The sequence below is a fragment of the Methylorubrum sp. SL192 genome (assembly GCF_026672325.1).
GTDB lineage: Bacteria > Pseudomonadota > Alphaproteobacteria > Rhizobiales > Beijerinckiaceae > Methylobacterium > Methylobacterium extorquens.
Genome location: NZ_JAPPQV010000003.1, coordinates 1,327,227 through 1,347,148, shown reverse-complemented (window position 1 = coordinate 1,347,148; position 19,922 = coordinate 1,327,227). Strand labels below are relative to the sequence as shown.

At 69.1% G+C, this 19,922-nt stretch carries 17 protein-coding genes, 1 tRNA gene and 2 pseudogenes; 10 read left to right on the top strand and 10 right to left on the bottom strand.

The window, feature by feature from the left end:
- Positions 1–277 precede the first annotated feature (277 nt).
- Together OVA30_RS06965 and OVA30_RS06960 are read left to right on the top strand one after the other, a co-directional pair.
- Entirely contained in the window at positions 278–481 is a 204-nt protein-coding gene (locus OVA30_RS06965) for a CsbD family protein (protein ID WP_003600046.1), read from the top strand.
- Positions 482–611: 130 nt separating this feature from the next.
- Positions 612–1,028 carry a CsbD family protein gene (locus OVA30_RS06960; protein WP_015822662.1) on the top strand — a complete coding sequence of 139 codons (417 nt, stop codon included), beginning with the start codon at positions 612–614 and terminating at the stop codon, positions 1,026–1,028.
- Here OVA30_RS06960 and OVA30_RS06955 read toward each other — a convergent pair.
- Complete coding sequence (locus tag OVA30_RS06955) at positions 1,012–1,953, bottom strand: sensor domain-containing diguanylate cyclase (RefSeq protein WP_253395640.1); 942 nt, start codon at positions 1,951–1,953, stop codon at positions 1,012–1,014. The two genes, OVA30_RS06960 and OVA30_RS06955, sit on opposite strands and share 17 nt — an antisense overlap.
- Before the next feature lie 148 nt (positions 1,954–2,101).
- Between OVA30_RS06955 and OVA30_RS06950 the strand changes: the two genes are divergently transcribed.
- On the top strand, positions 2,102–2,878 hold the full coding sequence (locus OVA30_RS06950; protein WP_268175019.1) for a creatininase family protein: 777 nt from the start codon (positions 2,102–2,104) through the stop codon (positions 2,876–2,878).
- A 6-nt stretch (positions 2,879–2,884) separates the two neighbouring features.
- On the opposite strand, the gene OVA30_RS06945 is transcribed toward OVA30_RS06950, so the two are convergent.
- The 3 genes from OVA30_RS06945 to OVA30_RS06935 all read right to left on the bottom strand — a co-directional run bounded on the left by OVA30_RS06945 (position 2,885) and on the right by OVA30_RS06935 (position 5,806).
- The gene (locus OVA30_RS06945; RefSeq protein WP_268175018.1) at positions 2,885–4,147 is read right to left on the bottom strand and encodes a glycosyltransferase; all 1,263 of its coding nucleotides are present in this window, start codon (positions 4,145–4,147) and stop codon (positions 2,885–2,887) included.
- Between the two features lie 36 nt (positions 4,148–4,183).
- Positions 4,184–5,482, bottom strand: coding sequence for an alpha/beta hydrolase (locus tag OVA30_RS06940; RefSeq protein WP_268177465.1), 1,299 nt, complete (start codon positions 5,480–5,482; stop codon positions 4,184–4,186).
- A 248-nt stretch (positions 5,483–5,730) separates the two neighbouring features.
- Positions 5,731–5,806, bottom strand: a tRNA-Thr gene (locus OVA30_RS06935).
- A gap of 470 nt (positions 5,807–6,276) precedes the next feature.
- Here OVA30_RS06935 and OVA30_RS06930 point away from each other — a divergent pair.
- Positions 6,277–6,594 carry a DUF167 domain-containing protein gene (locus OVA30_RS06930; protein WP_056503683.1) on the top strand — a complete coding sequence of 106 codons (318 nt, stop codon included), beginning with the start codon at positions 6,277–6,279 and terminating at the stop codon, positions 6,592–6,594.
- Between the two features lie 24 nt (positions 6,595–6,618).
- On the opposite strand, the gene cmk is transcribed toward OVA30_RS06930, so the two are convergent.
- Together cmk and aroA are read right to left on the bottom strand one after the other, a co-directional pair.
- Complete coding sequence (gene cmk, locus OVA30_RS06925; RefSeq protein ID WP_268175017.1) at positions 6,619–7,287, bottom strand: (d)CMP kinase; 669 nt, start codon at positions 7,285–7,287, stop codon at positions 6,619–6,621.
- Positions 7,284–8,645 (bottom strand): 3-phosphoshikimate 1-carboxyvinyltransferase, encoded by a 1,362-nt coding sequence (gene aroA, locus OVA30_RS06920; protein ID WP_253395635.1) that lies wholly within the window; start codon positions 8,643–8,645, stop codon positions 7,284–7,286. The genes cmk and aroA overlap by 4 nt, the downstream gene beginning before the upstream one ends.
- Before the next feature lie 380 nt (positions 8,646–9,025).
- Here aroA and OVA30_RS06915 point away from each other — a divergent pair.
- Positions 9,026–9,291, top strand: a pseudogene (locus OVA30_RS06915) (hypothetical protein).
- Between the two features lie 180 nt (positions 9,292–9,471).
- The gene (locus tag OVA30_RS06910; protein ID WP_003600035.1) at positions 9,472–9,849 is read left to right on the top strand and encodes a TIGR02300 family protein; all 378 of its coding nucleotides are present in this window, start codon (positions 9,472–9,474) and stop codon (positions 9,847–9,849) included.
- 168 nt (positions 9,850–10,017) lie between these two features.
- On the opposite strand, the gene OVA30_RS06905 is transcribed toward OVA30_RS06910, so the two are convergent.
- The 3 genes from OVA30_RS06905 to OVA30_RS06895 all read right to left on the bottom strand — a co-directional run bounded on the left by OVA30_RS06905 (position 10,018) and on the right by OVA30_RS06895 (position 12,113).
- Complete coding sequence (locus OVA30_RS06905; RefSeq protein ID WP_268175016.1) at positions 10,018–10,749, bottom strand: ferredoxin reductase; 732 nt, start codon at positions 10,747–10,749, stop codon at positions 10,018–10,020.
- Positions 10,750–10,762: 13 nt separating this feature from the next.
- A complete protein-coding gene (locus OVA30_RS06900) occupies positions 10,763–11,368 on the bottom strand; it encodes a sulfite oxidase-like oxidoreductase (protein ID WP_268175015.1) in 606 nt (201 codons plus the stop codon).
- A gap of 244 nt (positions 11,369–11,612) precedes the next feature.
- Complete coding sequence (locus OVA30_RS06895; RefSeq protein WP_076643908.1) at positions 11,613–12,113, bottom strand: hypothetical protein; 501 nt, start codon at positions 12,111–12,113, stop codon at positions 11,613–11,615.
- A 344-nt stretch (positions 12,114–12,457) separates the two neighbouring features.
- On the opposite strand from OVA30_RS06895, the gene OVA30_RS06890 reads away from it, so the two are divergent.
- The 4 genes and pseudogenes from OVA30_RS06890 (at position 12,458) to OVA30_RS06875 (ending at position 17,710) form a co-directional block, all read left to right on the top strand.
- Positions 12,458–14,638, top strand: a complete 2,181-nt coding sequence (locus OVA30_RS06890; protein WP_268175014.1) for a TonB-dependent siderophore receptor — start codon at positions 12,458–12,460, stop codon at positions 14,636–14,638.
- Positions 14,639–14,692: 54 nt separating this feature from the next.
- Positions 14,693–15,889: pseudogene (locus tag OVA30_RS06885) on the top strand (PepSY-associated TM helix domain-containing protein).
- Between the two features lie 184 nt (positions 15,890–16,073).
- Complete coding sequence (locus OVA30_RS06880) at positions 16,074–16,805, top strand: Crp/Fnr family transcriptional regulator (protein ID WP_012253614.1); 732 nt, start codon at positions 16,074–16,076, stop codon at positions 16,803–16,805.
- A gap of 521 nt (positions 16,806–17,326) precedes the next feature.
- The gene (locus tag OVA30_RS06875) at positions 17,327–17,710 is read left to right on the top strand and encodes a VOC family protein (RefSeq protein ID WP_082290176.1); all 384 of its coding nucleotides are present in this window, start codon (positions 17,327–17,329) and stop codon (positions 17,708–17,710) included.
- 86 nt (positions 17,711–17,796) lie between these two features.
- On the opposite strand, the gene OVA30_RS06870 is transcribed toward OVA30_RS06875, so the two are convergent.
- A complete protein-coding gene (locus OVA30_RS06870; RefSeq protein ID WP_268177464.1) occupies positions 17,797–19,617 on the bottom strand; it encodes an ATP-binding response regulator in 1,821 nt (606 codons plus the stop codon).
- Between the last annotated feature and the right edge of the window lie 305 nt (positions 19,618–19,922).

Here is a 19,922-nt window from a genome sequence, read left to right as displayed (position 1 = left end):
TTGGCGGACCGGAACGGGTGCCCGGCTTAGCCATATTGGAATTTTGGATACCGCATACGTAACCGCTCGTGACCCAAGCGCTGACAGGAAAATATTTGGCCGCCGCGCAGATATTTTTTGAACGTCGGCGCAGCGTTGGCGGCCGTGAATGCCCGCTGCCAGCGCGTGTGCGGCGATGCACACCACATCATAGGAGTGGAACCAAGCGCTCGGGGCTCCCGTTCAGTTTGCCGAGAGCGTCGCGACGCGGCGCAAGAGCAATGAACGAGGAAACGCGATGAGCAGCACGACCGACAAGATCAAGGGTGCCGCCAACGAGGTCGCCGGCAACGTCAAGCAGGGCGTCGGCAACGTGACCGGCAACGACAAGCTGCAGGCCGAGGGCAAGGCGCAGGAGCTCGAGGGCAAAACCCAGCGCACCGTCGGCGAGGCCAAAGAGGGCGTGAAGAACGCCGCCGATGCGGTGAAGAGCAAGCTCTAAGGCGCGAGGCCGGCGGGATTTTCCAATTAAAATCCGACGGCCGAAGCCGCACCCCACCGGGTGCGGCTTCTTCGTTTCGGGCCCCGTCTTTGGGTGGGCTCAGCAGACATTTGATCAAAGGGAATTCATCATGAACAGGGACCAGATCGAGGGCGGCCTCCGCAACCTCAAGGGCCGCGGACGCACCGTGTTCGGCGCCGTCGCAGGCCGGGCCCGCCCGCAGGTCGAGGGTGCCTACGAACAGGTCGCGGGCGTGGCGCAGGCGGCCTACGGCCGGACCCGCGAGCGAGCCGAGGACATCTACGAGGACGGCTACCGTATCGCCGACCAGGCGGTCTCCCGCGGCCGGCACCTGCGTGACGAGGCCGCGCAACGGGGCCGCCATCTCCACGACGAGGCCCATGCCCGCGGGCGGCATCTTCGCGACGAGGCGGACCGGCGCGGTCGCGCCCTCGCATTGCAGGCCGAAGAGAACCGCGGCACGACCCTGGCGCTGGTCGCCGCGGCGGCCTTCGGCCTCGGCTGGCTCCTCAGCCGCCGTCGCTGACGCCGGCCCGTCTGACCGCTTCCTTGGCGTCGTAGAGGACACGGTCGGCCCGCGCGAGCAGGGCATCGACCGTGTCCTCGGGGCCCTGTGCCGAAGCGAGGCCGAGGCTGGCGCCGATCCGCACCGTCTCGGCATCGACGGCGATGGGTGCGGCGATGATCGCGCGAACGGCCTCGGGCGACACCGACACGCCGTCCGGCACGATCAGAACGAATTCGTCGCCTCCGGGCCGCGCCGCGAACAGGCCGTGCGAAGCCGCCAGTTCGGCCAGGCGGCGACCGATCTCCGTCAGGACGCGATCGCCCGCGGCGTGGCCGAGGCGATCGTTGACGGGTTTGAAGCCGTCGAGATCGAGGCAGAGCACGCCGGGGCGTTGTCCGGCAGCCAGTAGCCCCGCCAGATGCTCACGCAGATACATCCGGTTCGGCAGGCCCGTGAGGTCGTCGTGCCGGGCGAGGTGGCGGAGCCGCTCGTTCGCCGCCTCCCGCTGCGTCACATCCCGGTCGATGCCGCGATAGCCGCGCAACGCGCCGTCGGGACCGAGCAGCGGCACGCCGCTCGTTTCCAGCACGACGAGGCTGCCGTCCTTGCGCAGGTTGCGGTTGAGAAGCTGGGTGAAGGGCCGTTGCTCGGCGGCGATGGCGCCGAAGATCCGGCCGACCCGCTCGGCCTCGTCCGGCGGCATGAAGTCGAAGGGGGTGCGACCCAGCACCTCCTCCGGCTCGCGGCCGAGCAGGGCGACGCATTGGCGCGAGGCGTAGGTGTAGCGCCCCTGCGCATCGACCTCCCAGATCCAGTCCGAGTTCTGCTCCAGCATCTCCCGCAGGCGGGCCAATTCCCGGCGCATCGCCGCGGACGAGTCGTCATTCGCCGCGCCCGTATCGGAAGGCATCGCGCCAAGCCCGTTCTGAGGAAAGGTGTTCATGGCAATTCGGCAATGGCAAGCGAGGCAATCCGGCAGCTCCTAAGCCAGCTTGACTAACGTGTGGTTGATGCGGTTTCCGCTTGATCGCAGCCGGAAGCCTATGAACGCGCCGGCGCGTCGCTCGAACCGCGACAAAGGAGATGACAGCATGCCGGCGCGATCCTGGCTCGACCTGACGACGGCGGAGATCCGGGCCCGCGACATGAGCCGAACGATCGCGGTCCTGCCGGTTGCCGCGGTGGAGCAGCACGGGCCGCACCTGCCACTCGGCACCGACACCCTGATCGCCGAAGGCTATCTCGCGCGGGTCGCACCGCAGGTGCCGGAGGCGCTCGACGTGCTGCTCCTGCCGGTCCAGACCGTCGGCAAATCGGATGAGCACGATTCCTTCCCCGGCACGCTGACGCTGACCGCGCCGACCGCGCTTGCGGCCTGGACCGAGATCGGCGCGAGCCTGCACCGGGCGGGCTGCACGAAACTCGTGATCGTCTCCTCCCATGGCGGCAACAGCGCGCTCATCGACCTCGTCGCGGGCGAGCTGCGCGGTCGATTCGGTATGGTCGCGGTGACGACGTCGTGGAGCCGGCTCGGGCTGCCCGAGGGGCTGTTTCCGGCCGGTGAGATCCGCCACGGGATCCATGCCGGCGGCATCGAAACCGCCTTGATGCTGGCGCTGCGGCCCGACCTCGTCCGGCGCGATCACATCGAGGATTTCGAGCCCCGCACGGTGGCGATGGAGCGCGACTTCGCGCTGCTGCGCGCCGGCCGCCCGGCGGCCTTCGCCTGGAAGACTGAAGACCTCCACCGGTCCGGGGCTCTCGGCGACGCCCGCCTCGGCACGGCGGAAGCGGGCGAGGCCGCCCTCGCTTACGGCGCGCACGCCTTCGTGCGGCTACTGGAAGAGGTGGATCGGTTTTCGCTGTAGCGGGCGTCAGGCCGCGGACGATCGAACCGTTCGAGCGAAGGTTTCGACCGCATCGCAGGCCTCCCCGACGCCATCCTCCTGCGCCATCCGTGCCTTGGCCGCCGCGCAGGCCTGGGCGACGTGCGGATCGGTCAGCAGCCGGCGCAACGTGGACGTCGCGCGGGCCGGCGTGAAGCGGCGGCGGCTCAACGAGGTGCCGACCCCGAGCCGTTGCAGCCAGCGCGCTTCGTCGAAGTGATCGAAGGCGACGGGCACCACCAGCTGCGGGATTCCGGCCGCGAGCGCCTGCGCGACGGTGCCGATCCCGCCATGGTGGATCAGGGCCGCGCAGCGAGGCAGCACGCGGCTGAACGGGGCGTAGGGGACGTGCAGCACGCTCGCAGGCAGGTCCGTCGGCACCTGCCCGCCCTGCGGCGCCAGGAGGAGGCCGCGCCGTCCGAGCCTTTCGCAGATCCGCAGCGCCGTGCGGAAGAAGCCCTGGCTCCCCGACATCGCCGATCCGTAGGTGAAGGCCAGCGGCGGCCCCTCGTCCAGGAAGCGCGCAACGGCGGGCTCCTGCTCGGCGACATCGCCGAAGCGATCCGCAAGCGGGAAGCCGACCTGCAGCGATTGGGGCATCCGGTGTGGCTGCGGCGCGGCGTACCATCGCGGAAAGGCGAACAGGACGCGCTGCGGGCTGCTCCACCAGCGGCGGAGCCGGAGCACCGGCGGCAGGTCCAGCCTCGCGCGAAATTCGTTTAGGGCCGGCAGGGCGGCGGGCCCGATCACGAAACGGTCGGCCCCGCGTCCGATCCAGTGCCGGAAGCGTGCCGGCAGCCGCTCGGAGAGCGGGAGGCCGGGCAGGATCGGCGGATCGGTGCGGCTCCGGGCGAGCAACGGCATAAGATGCACCGTGACGACGTCCAGCCCGAGCTTTTCCTGGGCCACCCGCGCCCCGAGCGCCAGCGTCGAGGCGAGCACGATGCTCTCGCCGGGCCGTGCGTTCCTCGCGAGCCAATCATAGACCGGCTCGGTCGCCGCCGAGACATGGCGGAACATCGCTCCGACGCCGCGCCAGGGTCGCCAGAGTTCGGTCTCGGTGGCGGCGAGACGGTAGTCGTCCTCCGTCCCGAGGGCGAAGAACGGCAGGTCCGCCCGGGCGGCCATGGCCGCGAACGGAGCGGGCGCCGCCAGCGTGACCGCATGCCCCCGCCGTCGCAGCTCGGCCGCGATCGCAAGGAGTGGCAGGACATCGCCGTGGCTGCCGACGGCAACGATGAAAACCTGCATCGACCTCAGCGTTGGCTGGCGTCCGGCCGCGCCGGATCAGAGCGGAAGGGCGGGCTCACGTTCGGGGCACGCAGCGGGGGCGAGCACCTGCTCGCGCAGCCGCCGCGGGCCCAAAGTCATCGCGAAGAAATCGTAGGCACCGGGCCGCTCGTTCGCGAGCAGGAACTGGAAGTGCATCCGGAAGGGACGGAAGCGTACCCGCCGGTAGGTCTCCGGGCAGATCAGGTCGCGAAAGCGCGCCGAGCGCACGAGCGGATTGGCGACCGGCTGCCCGTGCAGCTCGAGGCCGAGGTGCTGCAGCGGATTGAAGCCGGGGAAGTTCATCCAATCCTGGGGCGCGTGGAAGTCACACCAGACGATGCGCCGCTCCGTGACGAGGCCCGCGATCTCCGCCCGCAGGCGCGTGGCGGCCGGCTGCATCGCCACCAGCGGCAGCCCGGACCCGAGCGTCACGAGGGACAGGTTGGCGCCGGAGGTACCGATCGTCCCGTCACGGGCGAGCACGCGGGCCGCGACCTCGACCGCCGTCAGCCCGCCGGAGGAATGACCGACGATCATCACCTCGTCGGTCGCCTCCCCCGCCGCGGCCCGCGCTGCGAGGGCGGACAGGATATGCGCAGCGAAGGCATCGAGGCGGCGCTCGTAGTCGGGCCGCAGGCCCTGGCCGTGCTGCCAGTTGAACACCCAGTCGTTCAGGAGCTGCCAGAAGAAGACGCGGTTCAGGAAGGCTTCGATCGCCTTGATCCAGACGATGCCCGCCACCACGGCCAGAGGCAGCGAGACCCAGAGCGGCCATCGCAGGCTGTGACCGAACGCGTCGCCGAGATGGGCATGGACCGTCACCCCGATGACGAGGGACAGGGCGGTGAGCAAGATCACCATCACGAAGGGGTAGAGGATGACGTTGCCGTACTTCCAGTTCAGCCGGTAGAAGCGGAACAGCAGGCCGATCAGGATCATATGCAGGGTGCCGACGACGAGTAGCGCCACGCTGAGAAAGCGGGAGCGGGCGAAGTCGGCGGCGACGATGTCGTCCCACAAAAGCACGTCGTAGCGGGTCTCGGCCCCGTCGCCCTGGTCGGGCGGACTGACGGTCCAGCTTTGAACCAAGCCGTCCTCGCTCGTTTGCGCGCGGGAGATCTCCCGCCTGCCGCCGAACCGCTTGGTGTAGCGAGCCCATTCCCGCACGAAGAGCAGCCGGTAGCGAGTTTTCGCCTCGGGATCATAGCCGGGAATATAGAAGACGTAGCGGTGGCTCACCGATTCCGGCCGGGCCTCCTGCATATCCGGCGGCGTGAAACTCAGCAATTTACGCATACGTCCGAACGCCCCCATCCGGATGACGGTCCTCACGCCGTAGCCGAACGCGTCAGCCGCCTGCGGAAAGAGCCTCAAACCTTTTCGAAATGCACCATCATCCGTTACAACTCTGACAGTTGCGAAAAGGGAGCAAAGGCGGCTCTCGAAATCGGCGTCACGCGAAGGTGAAGATTTTCGTCCTGTGCCGCATCTCGGACAGGCCAGCCGCCGACGAGGACAGTGCTCACGCGCTGCCCGACATGTCTGCAAAATCGTGGGGAGAATGGTGCCGGTTGCGGGACTCGAACTCGCGACCTACCGCTTACAAGGCGGTTGCTCTACCAACTGAGCTAAACCGGCAGCGTACAACCCGCTATCAGCCCGCCCCGAACGGCGCAAGCGCATCCCCAGCCGCCCACTCCACTTGTTCAATCCCCGATCTGTATATTGCGCACAACTGAGCTTGTCTGGGCGACGAGCTCAAGCATTGGGGTCAAGCCGGCCTAGGGCCATTCGCACGAGAACCGATCGAAAGCCCGGTTCAGGTGTGGTCACGAGCGAACTGGCGGCGGGCCCCCGTCCGAGGCCAAGCGGAGTGCGGACGGTCGTTCTCAGGCTGCTTTCGGGTGTCCCTGAGCCCTCGACCCTGGACGCGGCCGCGCACCGCGCGGGCCTCAGGATCACCGCGAACGCGCCGCCGGGGCGCGCATGAGCGTAAGCCGAACCGATGATCCGCTGATTATCCCGATGACAATCCGCTCGGCCGGACGGATACGCGTCGGCACGGGAGCATGTCCGCCCGATCGGGACGCGGAGCCCGCGAGGCTGTCATGACGCAAAGCCCCTTCACCCTCGAGGCGAACGGCCTTGTCCTGGCGGTGCGGTTGACACCGCGAGCCAGCCGAACCGGCCTCGACGGTGTCCGCACGGAGGCGAGCGGGCGGCCGGTCCTGTCCCTGCGGGTGGCGGCTCCACCGGTCGAGGGTGCCGCCAACGCGGCGCTGACCGCCTTCGTCGCCAAGAGCCTGGGGCTGCGGAAGGCGGAGGTGACGCTGGTCTCCGGCGAGACCTCCCGCACCAAGCGCCTGCATCTCTCCGGCGATCCGCAGACGCTCGCGGCGCGGGTGGAAGCTTGGCTGGGCGGGTAAACGCAGCGCGGCGCGGCGGGCGCCTCAGGCGGCCTTGAGCCGCTCGACGATGGCGACTGCTTCGGCGAAGGCAGCCTCGGCGTCGAGTTCGGTGGTGTCGAGCACCACCGCATCCTCGGCGGCTTTCAGGGGGGCAGCGGCGCGGCTCGAATCGCGGGCGTCGCGGGCGCGGATGTCGGCGAGGATCGCGGCGAGCGTGGTCTCCTCGCCGCGGCCGAGCAGCTCGCGATGGCGGCGGCGCGCCCGCTCCTCCGGGGCGGCGGTGATGAACAGCTTCACCCGCGCGTCCGGACAGACGACGGTGCCGATGTCGCGCCCGTCGAGCACCGCACCCTCCGCCGCTTCGGCGAAGCGCCGCTGCCAGGACAGCAGAGCGGCGCGAACCTCCGGCACCGAGGAGACCCGCGAGGCCGCCTCGCCCATCGCCCGCTCCCGCAGGCGCGGGTCGGTCAGCCGCTCCGCCGACAGGTCGGAGGCCGCCCGCGCCGCCGCTCCCGCGTCGTCGAGGTCGCCCCCCGCGTCGAGCAGGGTCAGCGCGACCGCGCGGTAGAGCAGACCGGTATCGAGATGCGGCAGGCCGTAATGCAGGGCGAGCCGCTTGGCGAGCGTGCCCTTGCCCGAGGCGGCCGGGCCGTCGATGGCGATGACGAGGGGCGCGTTGTCCCGGTGCACGGCGATATCATCCGGGATCATGCGGCGGCCCCGTCCTCGATCCGGGCGCCGAGCGCCAGCATGGTCGGGCGGAAGCTCGGGAAGCTCGTGGCGATCATCGCGCCGTCGTCCACGGTCACGGGGCTCTTGGCGGCGAGCCCCAGGACGAGGAAGGCCATGGCGATGCGGTGATCGAGATGGGTCGCGACCGTGCCGCCGCCCGCGGGCGCCTGCCCGTCGCCGGTCACGATCAGGTCATCGCCCTCGATGGCGTGGGTGACGCCGTTGGCGGCAAGCCCGGCGGCGACTGCCGCGAGCCGGTCGGATTCCTTGACCCGCAATTCGTGCAGCCCGTTCATCCGGGTCGTGCCCTCGGCGAACGAAGCGGCGACCGCCAGGATCGGATACTCGTCGATCATCGACGGCGCCCGCTCGGCCGGCACATCGACGCCTTTCAGGCGGCTCGCGCGCACCCGCAGGTCGGCCACCGTCTCGCCCCCCTCCTCGCGCTCGTCGAGGCGCTCGATGTCGGCGCCCATCTCGATCAGCGTCGTGATGAGGCCGGTGCGCAGCGGGTTCATCATCACGCCGCGCAGGATCACTTCGGAGCCCGGCACGACCAGCGCCGCCACCAGCGGGAAGGCGGCCGAGGACGGATCGGCCGGCACGACCACGTCGGTGCCGCGCAGGGTCGGCTGGCCGGTCAGCGTGACGGTGCGGCCATGGCCGCCCTCGCCCGACGGTGTGACGGACACCTCCGCGCCGAACAGGCGCAGCATCCGCTCGGTATGGTCGCGGGACGCCGCTTTCTCGATGACGGTGGTGGTGCCCGGCGCGTTGAGCCCGGCGAGCAGCACCGCCGACTTGATCTGCGCCGAGGCCACCGGAAGTTCGTAGCGGATCGGAATCGCCTCGCGCGGGCCCCGCAGGGTCAGCGGCACGCGCCCGCCTTCGGCCTCGGACACGATCTCGGCGCCCATCTTCAGGATCGGATCGAGGATGCGCCGCATCGGCCGTTTGCGAAGGCTGGCGTCGCCATCGAAGGTCGCGGTCACGGGCTGGCCGCCGACGACACCCATCATCAGCCGCGAGCCGGTGCCGGCATTGCCGAAATCGAGCACGCCGTCCGGATCCTGCATCCCGCCGATGCCGACGCCGACGATCCGCCAACGCCCCTCGCCCTCGCGGGTGATCTGCGCCCCGAGCGCCTTGGCGGCGGCGGCCGTGCGCAGCACGTCGTCGCCCTCCAGAAGCCCCTCGACCCGCGTCTCGCCGATGGCGAGCAGACCCAGGATCATCGCCCGGTGGGAGATCGACTTGTCGCCCGGCGGCTTCAGGGACCCGTTCAAGGGGCCTCCGGGAGTGGCGGTGACGGGCTGCGGTTCGGAATCGTGCGACACGGGAATCTGCGTCTTGCTCGAGCGCTGCGCTGAGGCGTGTCGGCACCGAGAGGGCACCGAGAGCCGCCCGCCGGACGGGCCCGGCGTGACCGGCGCCCGTTACCATGCGGACCGGCCCGCGTCATCCGGAAGGCCGGCGACGGCCTCATGCTGCCGCCGGAACCCTCGCCGCAGCTCGCTCGGCCGGTTCGCGGATAGTGTGTTATCTTGCCAGATCGCTTCAGCTTATAGTGAGAAACCTCCGGCCGCGGACAAAGCTGCCAAGGTCGATGCGACGCCGCGCAACACTCGACTGACCTTCGTTAATCCAATCCCGTGAAAAGAGGGACCGGACAGGCCTAGGGCCGCATCGAACGCTCGACAAGGCCATACATATGTTTATGCTGCTGCCCATGACGCCCGTGCGCCAATGCCTCCGCAAGGTTGATCATGCTTCGGCCATCGCCGATTCGGCGGCTGGCACATGCATTCTCGAAGCTTTGAACGAGCTCGAGAGCGCCTATCGCCGCCCCAGCGAACGCATCGTCGCCCTCGAAGCCGTCCTTCATGAATTCGACCGCGACGGACGGGGGGCGGCACGCCGTTCGGCCGGCTCCTGCGCGTCACCGTCGAGCGGCGGCAGAACAAGTGGGCGCGTCGCGCCTGACACCGCCCCATCTTACGTCGCAACCGTTCTCGCCGGGCGCCCGGCTTCGCCCTTCGGCGTGACGCTCGGCGCACAACGCGCCATGGCACGCGACACGGCGTTTGACATGGACGGAGGCTGCGACTAACGGGGCCCCTCCCCCGGATCCTTTCCGTTATCCGTCCCCAGAGGTGCGCAGCCGTGGCTAGACCGGAACTCGGCGTCAAACGCCAGTGCATGAATTGCGGTGCCAAGTTCTACGATCTCGACCGTGATCCGGCGACCTGTCCGAAATGCGGCACGATCTACCAAGTCGCGACGTCCCGCGTCGCCCCGCCCGTCGCCAGCCGCGCCACGGATGACGACGAGGACGAGGACGAGAAGAGCGGCCCGGAGATCGTCTCCCTCGATGAGGCCGAGGCCAGCGAGGACGATGCCGATATCGCCGTGGACGACGAGGAGGGTGGCGACAACGCCGCCGGGGGAACGGACGACGACACCTTCCTCGAGGAAGAGGATGGCGACGACGACGTCTCCGACCTGATCGACAACGATTCGGACGGCGACGAGGAAGGCTAAGCGCGCCGCCGAACCGGGAGACCGGTTCGGCGAAAAGGGCGCGTTGAGCGAGCCGGTTCCGATCCGGGCCGGCTCCCTCGCATGGCTGCCTCGGATAGGCTGGCAGCCGTGCTTCGGACGGGCGATCTCTGCGCCCTTCCCTCTCCGGGCACCCGAACCGGAACGACGTCAGCCGCCGAACCGCTCCGTGCGGACCACGCCCGGCTTCACGCCCGCATCCACCAGCAGATCGGCGACCGCGCCGACGAAGCCGTTGCCGCCGCAGACGAAGGCGTGGCGCGGCATCCCTAAGCACTCGATCGCGGTGTTGATCATCACCCGGTCGATGCGCCGGCCCGCGGTCGGTCCCTCGCGGGTCAGGAGCAGGGTCAGGTCGAAGCCGGTCTCGTCGCGGGAGAGCGCGGCGAGCTCCGTCCGGGCGATGGCTTCGGCGGCTTTGCGCACCGAGTAGATCAGCAGCATCGGCACCTCGGGCGCGTGCCGGGTCCGCTCGCGCACCATGGCCAGCAGCGGCACGATGCCGGAGCCGCCGGCGATCAGCAGCACCGGCCCGCCCTCCGCCGGACTCCACGAGAACGCACCGAGGGGACCGCGCAGCTCGATCGTGTCGCCGACCTCGGCCACGGTGTCGAAGAAGCCCGAAACCTCGCCCGCCTCCAACCCCTCGATCATCAGCTCGATGCCGGCGGGATCGTCCGGCGCCGAAGCGATGGAGTAGCTGCGCTGCGCCTGGTAGCCGTCGGGCGCGGTGAGGCGCACATCGACGTGCTGGCCGGCCCGGTGCGGGCGATCCAGGGGGCCGAAGCGGAAGCTTTTCACCCGCGGCGTCACGGGCGTGATCGCCCGGATCGTCATGGCCCGCCAGGGTGACGGCGAGGGCGAGGGCGCGATGCCGTTCACGTCGGGCAATCCTTCAATCGCCGCTGAAACGCTGCTCACGCCAGGGGTCGCCGTACATGTGGTAGCCGCGCATTTCCCAGAACCCGGCCTCGTCCCGTTCGGTGAAGCGCAAGCCCTTCACCCATTTGGCGCTCTTCCAGAAGTAGAGGTGCGGCACGAGGAGACGGGCCGGGCCACCGTGGTCGGGCGGGATCGGCTTGCCGTCGTAATGGGTCGCCACCATCGCCTTGCCGCCGGTTAGATCCGCCACCGGCACATTGGTGGTGTAGTCGTCGTGGCTCTCCGCCAGAAGGAAGCCGGTCGGCGCCTCGAGACCGGCCGCCGCCAGGATGTCGTCGAAGCTCACGCCCTCCCAGGCGGTGTCGAACTTCGACCACTTGGTCACGCAGTGGATGTCGCCGCTCCAACGGGTGCGGGGCAGTTGCGCGAATTCCTCCCAAGTCCAGCTCGCCAGCGGTCGCGAGCCCTGGCGCAGGGTGAAGCGCCAGCCCTCGGTGGACACCCGCGGCGTGGGCCCGAGCTGGAGCACGGGGAAATCGTCGGTGAGGTACTGACCCGGCGGAAGCCGTTCGCGGATCGCCGCGGCGGGGGGCCGCCCGGTAAAGCCTCGCGTCGCCATCACGCTCCTCCGCCGTCCCATTTGCCGGGAGCCGTGCCGGCGCACCGCCTCCCTTGATCCGATACGAACCCCAGGGGCGGCAACGGAGCGTCGCCCGAAAGCGTTCCGCGCCGGCGCCGGTTCCCGAGGCGCCTCTTCCCCCAAGTGCTTTTTCCCCCAAGTGCCTTTTCCCAGAAAGTGCCTTTTCCCAGAAAGTGCCTTTTCCCCGAAAGTGCCGTTTCCCTGGAGCCTTGCCGAAACGCCGTCAGGCCGGCCGTGACAGGTCGGGGCGCGGAAGCCGCAGGATGCGCGGCCGCCAGATGCCGAGCACGACGTTGATGACCGCGACGGCGAGGATCACCCAGAGGGTGTTGCTCTCGGCGGCCAGCGCGCCCGTGAGGGTGGCGGGATCGATCTCGCCGCGGAGCGCGGCGGCGCTGCGCCGGGCCTCCTCCTGCATCGGCCCTTGGATGCCGACGAAGCCGCCCTCGAACACCAGCACGCCGGTGGCGAGCTTGACCCAGGCCCACCCCGCCTCGCGAAAGCCCGGATGCAGCGCGACCGCCAGCAACCCGGAGATCAGCGTCAGGCCGAGCGAGGGCAGGAAGATCCATGTTGCGACGGAGCCCATCGCCCCGCGCATCAGGGCGTAGCCGGCGAGCGAGGCCGGCGGCGGGGTGTGATTCAAGAGGATGACGAGACACGCCATCGCCCCCATCAGCCCGACCGCCCCCATCGTATGCAGGAACTTGAGAAGGCGTCGCATGTCGGTGCGCCCCGGCCGTGGCAATCGCGCAAGGATTGCAGAGGCGATTGGTGACACGAAAGCAGGCGCGGCGCGAGCGGCGCTCCATTGCGGCAAGGCCACCTCCGAACAACCCGGACATCGGCGGCGCAGAATCCCGTTCGAGCGAAGACTTCCCGGCCATGCAGCCGACGCGCTTTCGTTTCTACTTTAGACTTGGAATAAAATGTTGTTCTGCGGCAACGACATGCTCTCCATCGAATAAATCCCACAAAATAAACAAGCATACGCTTGCGGCCTGCAAACCCGCATATGTAAACGCGCCGTGTTGGTTCCGTGGAGCCGGCCCTCGAATCGGAACGACGATGAGCAACGCAGCGCAGGGACGACGTCCCGTCACACCGGGATCGACCGCGCTCATCACCGGCTCACGCGCTCTGCTCGGCCTCGCCCTGTTCTGGCCGCTGAGCGTCCAGGCGCAAACCGTCCCCCCGGAGGGCGCCGAGGCCGTTTTGTCCGAACTCTCGGTCACGGGCACCGGCGAGCGGGCGGGCGGTCCCGTCGTCGGATACCGCGCCACGCGCTCGGCCACGGCGACGCGGACGGACACGGCTTTGCGCGACACGCCGCAATCGATCCAGGTCGTCCCGCGCGAGGTTCTGGTCGATCAGCAGAATGTCCGCCTGACCGATGCGCTCACCAATGTCAGCAACGTCCAGCCGGGGGGCACCATCCAGGGACGCTCCGACACCTACATCCTGCGCGGCTTCCGCACCCAGACCTACGCCATCGACGGGCTGGTGCTGAACCCGGCCAACGCCTTTCAGCCGACGCAGCGCGACCTCGCCAATGTCGAGCGGATCGAGGTGCTCAAAGGCCCGGCCTCCGTGCTCTACGGCCAGGGCGACCCCGGCGGGCTGATCAACATCGTCACCCGCCAGCCGACCCTCACGCCGTCGGCCGACCTGACGGTTCAGGGCGGCTCGTTCGGCTTTCGGCGGGTGCAGGGCTCGGTCTCGGGCGCGATCCCGAGCGTGGAGGGGCTTGCCGCCCGCTTCAGCTTCGGCACGCAGAACGAGGCGACCTTCCGTGATTTCGGCGGCCCGGAAAACTCCCGGCACTTCTTCGCGCCGGCCTTCGTCTGGACGCCCGACGCCTCGACGCGGGTCTACCTCAACGCCGAGTTCACCCGTCAGCACAGCCAGTACGACGAGGGCCTGATCGCCTTCGGCGGCCGGGTGCCGCTCGACAACGTCCGCCGCTTCTACGGCGAGCCGTGGTCGCGCTACTATGGCGAATCGAACTCGATCACCCTGCTGGCCGAGCACGACGTCAACGAGAACCTGACCCTGCGGCAGGCGATCAACGGCCAGTGGGGATCGTTCAATCTCCTGGCGACCCGGGCGACGGGCGTGAATGCGGCCGGCACCACGGTAACGCGGCGCCTCACCGAGGGCGATTCGATCTATCACTCCATCGATAGCCGGACCGAGGCGCTCGGGCGCTTCATCGATCCGTTCGGCTTCCGCCACACCGCTCTGGCCGGCTTCGAGATCGTGGATGGCTTCCGCCACCCGTTCACCACGCAGGGGACCGCGACCTCGGTCTCCTTCCTCAACCCGATCCGGGGCTCGGTGCCGCAAATCGGCACGCTCACCCTGCAGAGCGACCTTCGACAGAAGCTCAGCCTGTTCGGCCTCTACATGCAGGACCAGATCGAGTTCTTTCCCGGCCTGCAGCTCGTGCTCGGCGTGCGCTTCGATACGGCCAACCAGCTCTATTTCCAGCGCACGCCGACCACGCGGACGATCCCGCCGGAGCAGAACCTCACCGGGGTCTCGCCACGGGTGGGCCTCGTCTGGCGGCCGCTGGAGCCGCTCACGCTCTATGGCAGCTACACCACCTCCTTCGTGCCGCAGACCGCCAACGTCCTCAACGTCGCGAGCCCGCCCCCGGAGACCGGCGAACAGGTCGAGGTCGGCGCCCGCTTCGACCTAATCCCCGACCGGCTCACGGTGAGTGCCGCCGCCTTCCGCATCCTGCGGGCGAACGTCGCCGCCTCCGATCCGGTCAATACCGGCTTCTCGATCATCACCGGCGAGCAGCGCTCGCAGGGGTTCGAGGGCGACATCGCCGGCGAGATCCTGCCGGGCTGGAAGATCATCGGCGGCATCGGCTATCTCGATGCGGAGGTCACGAAAGATGCGACCGTCGCCATCGGCAACCGCCTGCCCGCGGCACCGGTCTTCAGCGCCAGCGTCTGGTCGACCTACCAGTTCCAGGGCGGCCCCCTGCACGGCTGGGGCTTCGGCGGCGGCCTCACCTATGTCGGCGAGCGCTTCGGCGACATCACCAACACCTACAAGGTCGGCGCCTATGCCCGCCTCGACGCGACCGTGTTCTACGAGATCGACCCGACCTGGCGCTTCGCCGTGAACGGCCGCAACCTGACCGACCGGCGCTACATCGAGCAGCCGTTCAACCAATTCAACAACCAGCCCGGCGCCCCCCTGACCGTGCTCGCCAGCCTGACGGCGCGCTACTGAGGGACGCCCCGTCGGGAACCGAACGCCGAACCGAACGATCGTTTTCAGAGCCTCATGCCGTCAGCCTTTTCTCCCGCCCGCACCGTTGTGTTTCGCCTGCACTGGGCGCTCGGCCTCACCGCCGGGCTCGTCCTCGCGCTGATGGGTCTCACGGGCGCGCTGATGAGCTACGAGGAGGCGATCACCGCCTTCGCCAACCGCGATCGGATACAGGTCTCGGCGGCGCAGGACCGGCCGCCGCTCACGCCCTCGGCCCTGGCGGCACGGATCGAGGCGCAGCTTCCGGGACAGCGGGTCTCCGCACTGACCCTGTCGGGCGATCCCGCTCAGAGCGCCGTGGCGCGGTTTGCCCGCGACCGGGCGGGTGGGCGGCCCTCGCCCGTCTACGCCGACCCCACGGAAGGGACCGTGCTCGGCCCCGTGCGGCTCGAGGCGTTCTTCGCCACCGTGCGGGAGTTGCATCGCTGGCTGCTGCTTCCCGGCGAGGGCAAGGGCTGGGGCCGCACGATCACCGGCGCCTGTGCCATCGCGCTGCTCGTCTTCCTCGGCAGCGGGCTGTATCTGCGCTGGCCCGGCCGGCACCGCTGGCGGGTCTGGCTCCGGCCGAACCTCGCCCGGCCCGGCCGAGCCCGCTGGTGGTCGCTGCATGCGGTGGCCGGGACATGGCTGCTGCCGGTCTACGCGGTGAGCGCCCTGTCGGGCCTGTAGTGGTCCTATGACTGGTACCGCGCGGGCGCGACATGGCTTCTGACGGGCCAAGCCCTCCCGGCGCGGGCCGCCGAGCGCGCGCCGGGCGGCAAGCCCCCCGATGGCAAGATTCCGGAAGGCAAGATTCCGGAGGGCACACCGGCCATCGACACCGCCTGGGCGGAGTTTTCGGCCACGCGCACGGCTTCCCTCGCGACCCTGACCCTGCCGGGGAAGGAGGCCGCGGCGATCCGCATCCGCTGGTACGCCCCGGATTCGAACCTGCGCAACGAGGCCACCTACGACGCCCGCACCGGCGCCGGGCTCACTGACAAGCGCGCCGCCGACGCGGCCCTCGGCTCGCGGCTCGTCGACAACATGCTGGAGGTACATCGCGGACGCTTCTTCGGCGCGCCCGTCGCCCTGCTGTTCTGCCTCGCGGCGCTCGCGCTCCCCGGCTTCTTTGCGACCGGGCTGACGCTCTACGTGCTGCGCCGCCGGGCCGGGCGGCGAAGGGCTCCCGCCCGCGCATCGCTGCCGGCCGAGGCATCGGTGCAAGGATGATGGCGCGGCTTGGCAGGCCGAGCATCGGCCTGAAGCACGCCGCCTCCTTGCCCGAAGCGCCACCGCCTCAACGCGGCTTCCGCTCGATCGGCCGGTCGCCGCGGCCCGTGCACCGTCCGGGGCATCGAACTCAAAGTTCCGGGCTAGCGTTTCCGTAAGAACGCGAGAGGGGCTTGAACCAGCGATGGGCGTATCATCACCACGAAATCGCCTGCTTCAGGCTTTGCCACCCAGCGAGCTGGAACAGCTCCTGCCGCAGTTCGAGCGTGTCCAGGTTCAACGAGGCGACATCCTCTGGTCCGTCGGGGATCCGCTGGACTTCGTCTACTTTCCGGAAGCCGGATTGTCGTCGAACGTCGCCGTCACCGGTGAGGGGCGGCGGATCGAGGTCGGCTGCTTCGGCTCCGAGGGCATGGTGAGCACGGCCAGCGTATTGGGCGTGGATCGCGCCACGCACGAGCTTCTGGTCCAGGTTGGCGGCCCCTGGCTGCGGATCGGGGCCGAGGCGTTCCGCGACGCTCTCCGGAGCAGCCCCGCCCTGCACGAGCTGCTGCTGCACTACACCCATACGGTGATGATGACCGTGAGCCAGACGGCGATGTCGAACGGCGCCTACTCCGTCGAAGAGCGGCTGGCCCGCTGGATCCTGATGGCGCACGACCGGCTGGAGGGCAACGATCTCTCGCTCACCCACGATTTCCTGTCGATCATGCTGGCGACGCAGCGATCGACCGTGACGCTGGCGATCCAGGCGCTCGAAGGCTACGGCGCGATCCAGGCCAAGCGTGCCCTGATCACCGTCCGCGACCGCGGGATGCTGTGCGACCTCGCGGGAAGCAGCTACGGTCCCGCCGAAGCCACGTATGAGCGCCTGATCGGTCCGTTCCGGAAGAGTCCGACCCCGTCCCCCGAGTGAGGGCGCCGGATGAGACGCAGCCGTCATCGCCGTTCGATCCGGACGCCTGCTGTCGGAGGCGCTGCCCGACTTCCTGTCGAAGCGGGCGCGCGGCCTCGTGCCGGCCTTCGAGCGGTTCGTGATCGTGTCCACCGGGGTCGCCGACCCGTTCCCGATTCTCTCGACCCTTCGGGCCGACCCCGTGCTCTCCCACCACCTCGCCCCCGGCACCGTCGTGGCGGCCGTCGATGCGGTGAACGCCGCGGATCAGATCGCGCCGGCCGGAGATGACCAAGCAGATTTCGGCCGCCGACCGGATCGTCGTGACGAAGGGCGACCGCATGACGCCGGCGAGGTCCTTACCAGCCTTCGCTGTGGCGACGCACTGACGTTCCGGTCGGCCCGCGCGGAGCGGCGGGGCGCCTCCTCCCAGGACAAAGCTCATAGGGAAGGAGTGGTTCTGGCCGGATCAGGACCTGATGCGCGATACGCATTAAGCTCCGCACAGGCCGGTCGGCGGACAAGCGATGGGAATGGCTGACATGAAGGTGACGGTTTCCATCGACGTCCCGTCGATCGAAGAGGGTCTGAAGTTCTTCGGTGATGTCTTCGGGTTCGTCGAAACGGCGCGGCCTCACCCCGGCTACGCGACGTTGGCATCGGGCGATGCGACGATCGGGCTTCTCGCGAAGCCGGCCGGATCATCACCCGCGCCGGGAAGCAACGACCTCCGCCGGTATGAGCGCCATTGGACACCGGTTCACGTCGATTTCCGTGTCGATGACTTCGAAGGAACGCTCGGGCGCGCTTTGGCGAATGGCGCAAGATCAGAACAGGTGCACCGCGTGCCGGGCTTTCCCCCCGTTGCGTTCTGCAGCGATCCTTTCGGACATGGGTTCTGCATTGTTGGCATGAACACGCTTTAGCCCCCCGACAGCGCCATCGATTCGATCTGCTGGTCGCTTCGGTTCGCGGGCAGCGCCCCGCCTGACCACGCTGCCCGGTTTCGCCCCTAAGGCACCCCCACCGCCTCCCTCGGAAACCGCATCGCGAACTCGGCCCCCTGCCCCGGTCCGTCGGAAAACGCTTCGGCGCGGCCGCCGTGGAGTTCGGCGATGCGCTTGACGATGGAGAGGCCCAGCCCCGTCGAGCCCTCGCCGCCGGTGGGCTTGGCCGAGAGGCGCTGGTAGCGGCCGAACAGGCGGCCGGCATCCTCCGGCGACAGGCCGGGCCCCTGGTCGGCCACCGCGCAGACGAGGTCGCCCGCCTCCTCCCGCACGCTCACCGCGATCGCGCCGCCGGGATAGGAATACTTGATCGCGTTCGAGACGAGATTGTCGAGCGCCTCGCGCAGCCGCTCGGCGTCGCCGCAGAGCGAGAGCGGGCCGGCGAGATCCATCACCAGGCTCTGGCCCTTCGACTCAGCGAGCGGACGGTTGGCCTCGCAGACCTCGCGGGCGAGGCCGGCGAGATCGACGGGTTCCCGCCGCAGGGTGATGTCGAGGGCGTCGTTCATGGCATCGGCCATGAGGCTGTCGATCATGTCGATCAGGCGCGTGGCCGAGGCGCGGATGTGCTCGACCTGGGTCAGCATCGCCGCCTGCGCCTTCTCCACGCCGGAGGCATCCCCCTGATCGAGGCCGATCAGATCGGTCAGCATCTCGGAGCGGCCCAGAATCACCGAGAGCGGGTTCTTCAGGTCGTGGGCGATGGTGCCCAGAATCTCGGTCTTGAGGCTGTTGGCCCGGCGCAGGTCCGAGCGCTGCATGTCGAGGCGGCGGTTGGCACGGATCAGCTCGGCGGTGCGCTCGACCACCCGCTGCTCCAAGGTGACGTTGGCGCGCTGCAGCCGCTCGTAGAGAATCACGTTGTCGAACGCGACCGAGAGACGCCCCGCCAACAGGGTGATCAGCGCCCGGTCGGTGTCGGAGAGCGGGCGGTCGGTGTCGATCAGCGCGACGATCTCGCTGCCGCTCGCGGTCTGGACATAGAGCGTGGAGAGGTTGTCGCCGAAGTTGTGGCAGCGCGCGGCGAAGGCTTGCTCGACCAGGGGCTGGATACCGGGATCGAGCGGCCAGCCAGGGTCGCGCCCGACATAGCCGCCGTAGAGCCCCGAGCCCGCCAACACGCAGAAGCCGCCCTCCCGCCGGTCGGCGGCATCCTCGCTCTCGCGCAGAACCAGGATGCCGGCGCAATCGACATTGAGGAGCGAGGCGACCTGGGTCAGCACCCCTTCGGCGAGCCGCTGCATCGACTTGTGGTCGAGCAGCATCGGTGCGGCGTCGATGATGATTTCCAGGCCGCGCCGGGTCTCGTCGAGCCGCCGCAGCTGCTGGTAGGCCCGGAGCGCCGCGGTGAGGCTGGTGAAGAGCTTGTCGGCGGTGAGTTCGGTCTTCGCCTTGTAGTCGTTGATGTCGTAATCGACGATGACGCGCCGCTCCGGCGCCTGCCCCGGCTGGCCGGTGCGCAGGATGATGCGGACGGTCTCCTCCTTCAGCTCCCGGCGGATGTAATCGACGAGCCTCAGTCCGGCATCGTCGGTCTCCATCACGACGTCGAGCAGCACGATGGCGATGTCGCGCCGCTCGGCGAGCAGCGCCCGCGCCTCCTGGGCCGAATAGGCGGAGAGGATGTCGAGACCCCGCCCGTCGAGGCTGTAGCCGGCGAGCGCGTAGCGGGTGCCCTCGTGGACGGCCGGATCGTCGTCGACCACCGCGATGGTCCAGGTTCCGGCTCGGGTCGGCGCTTCCGCAGCCTCGTCGGGGATGAGTTCGAGCCAGTCGTCGTCGTTCATCGCGTGAAGGCCTTCCGCGGTCTTCGAGGTCGCCCGCATGCATCCGCCGACCGAATCAGCGTAACGCATGCGCTCACGCCGCCCTTGATGCAGCGGCGCGAGCGGTGACGCCATTCGAAAGCACACACCGCGATGCTTAGCGAAATCTTGCGACGAAATCGTATCGAAAGGCGAGTGGTCTCAACACATGCCCCGCTGCTCGACGTCGGGCGGCTTCAATGATCGTGCACAAGTTCGGCGCGGCTCGCCCGCCAAGAACCGTTGATCGCCGTTCCCATGGTGTCGCCAAGCTAGGCCGGATCGGGCATGGTGAGGGCGAAAGCTGTCGAGGCCGGCCGAAAGTG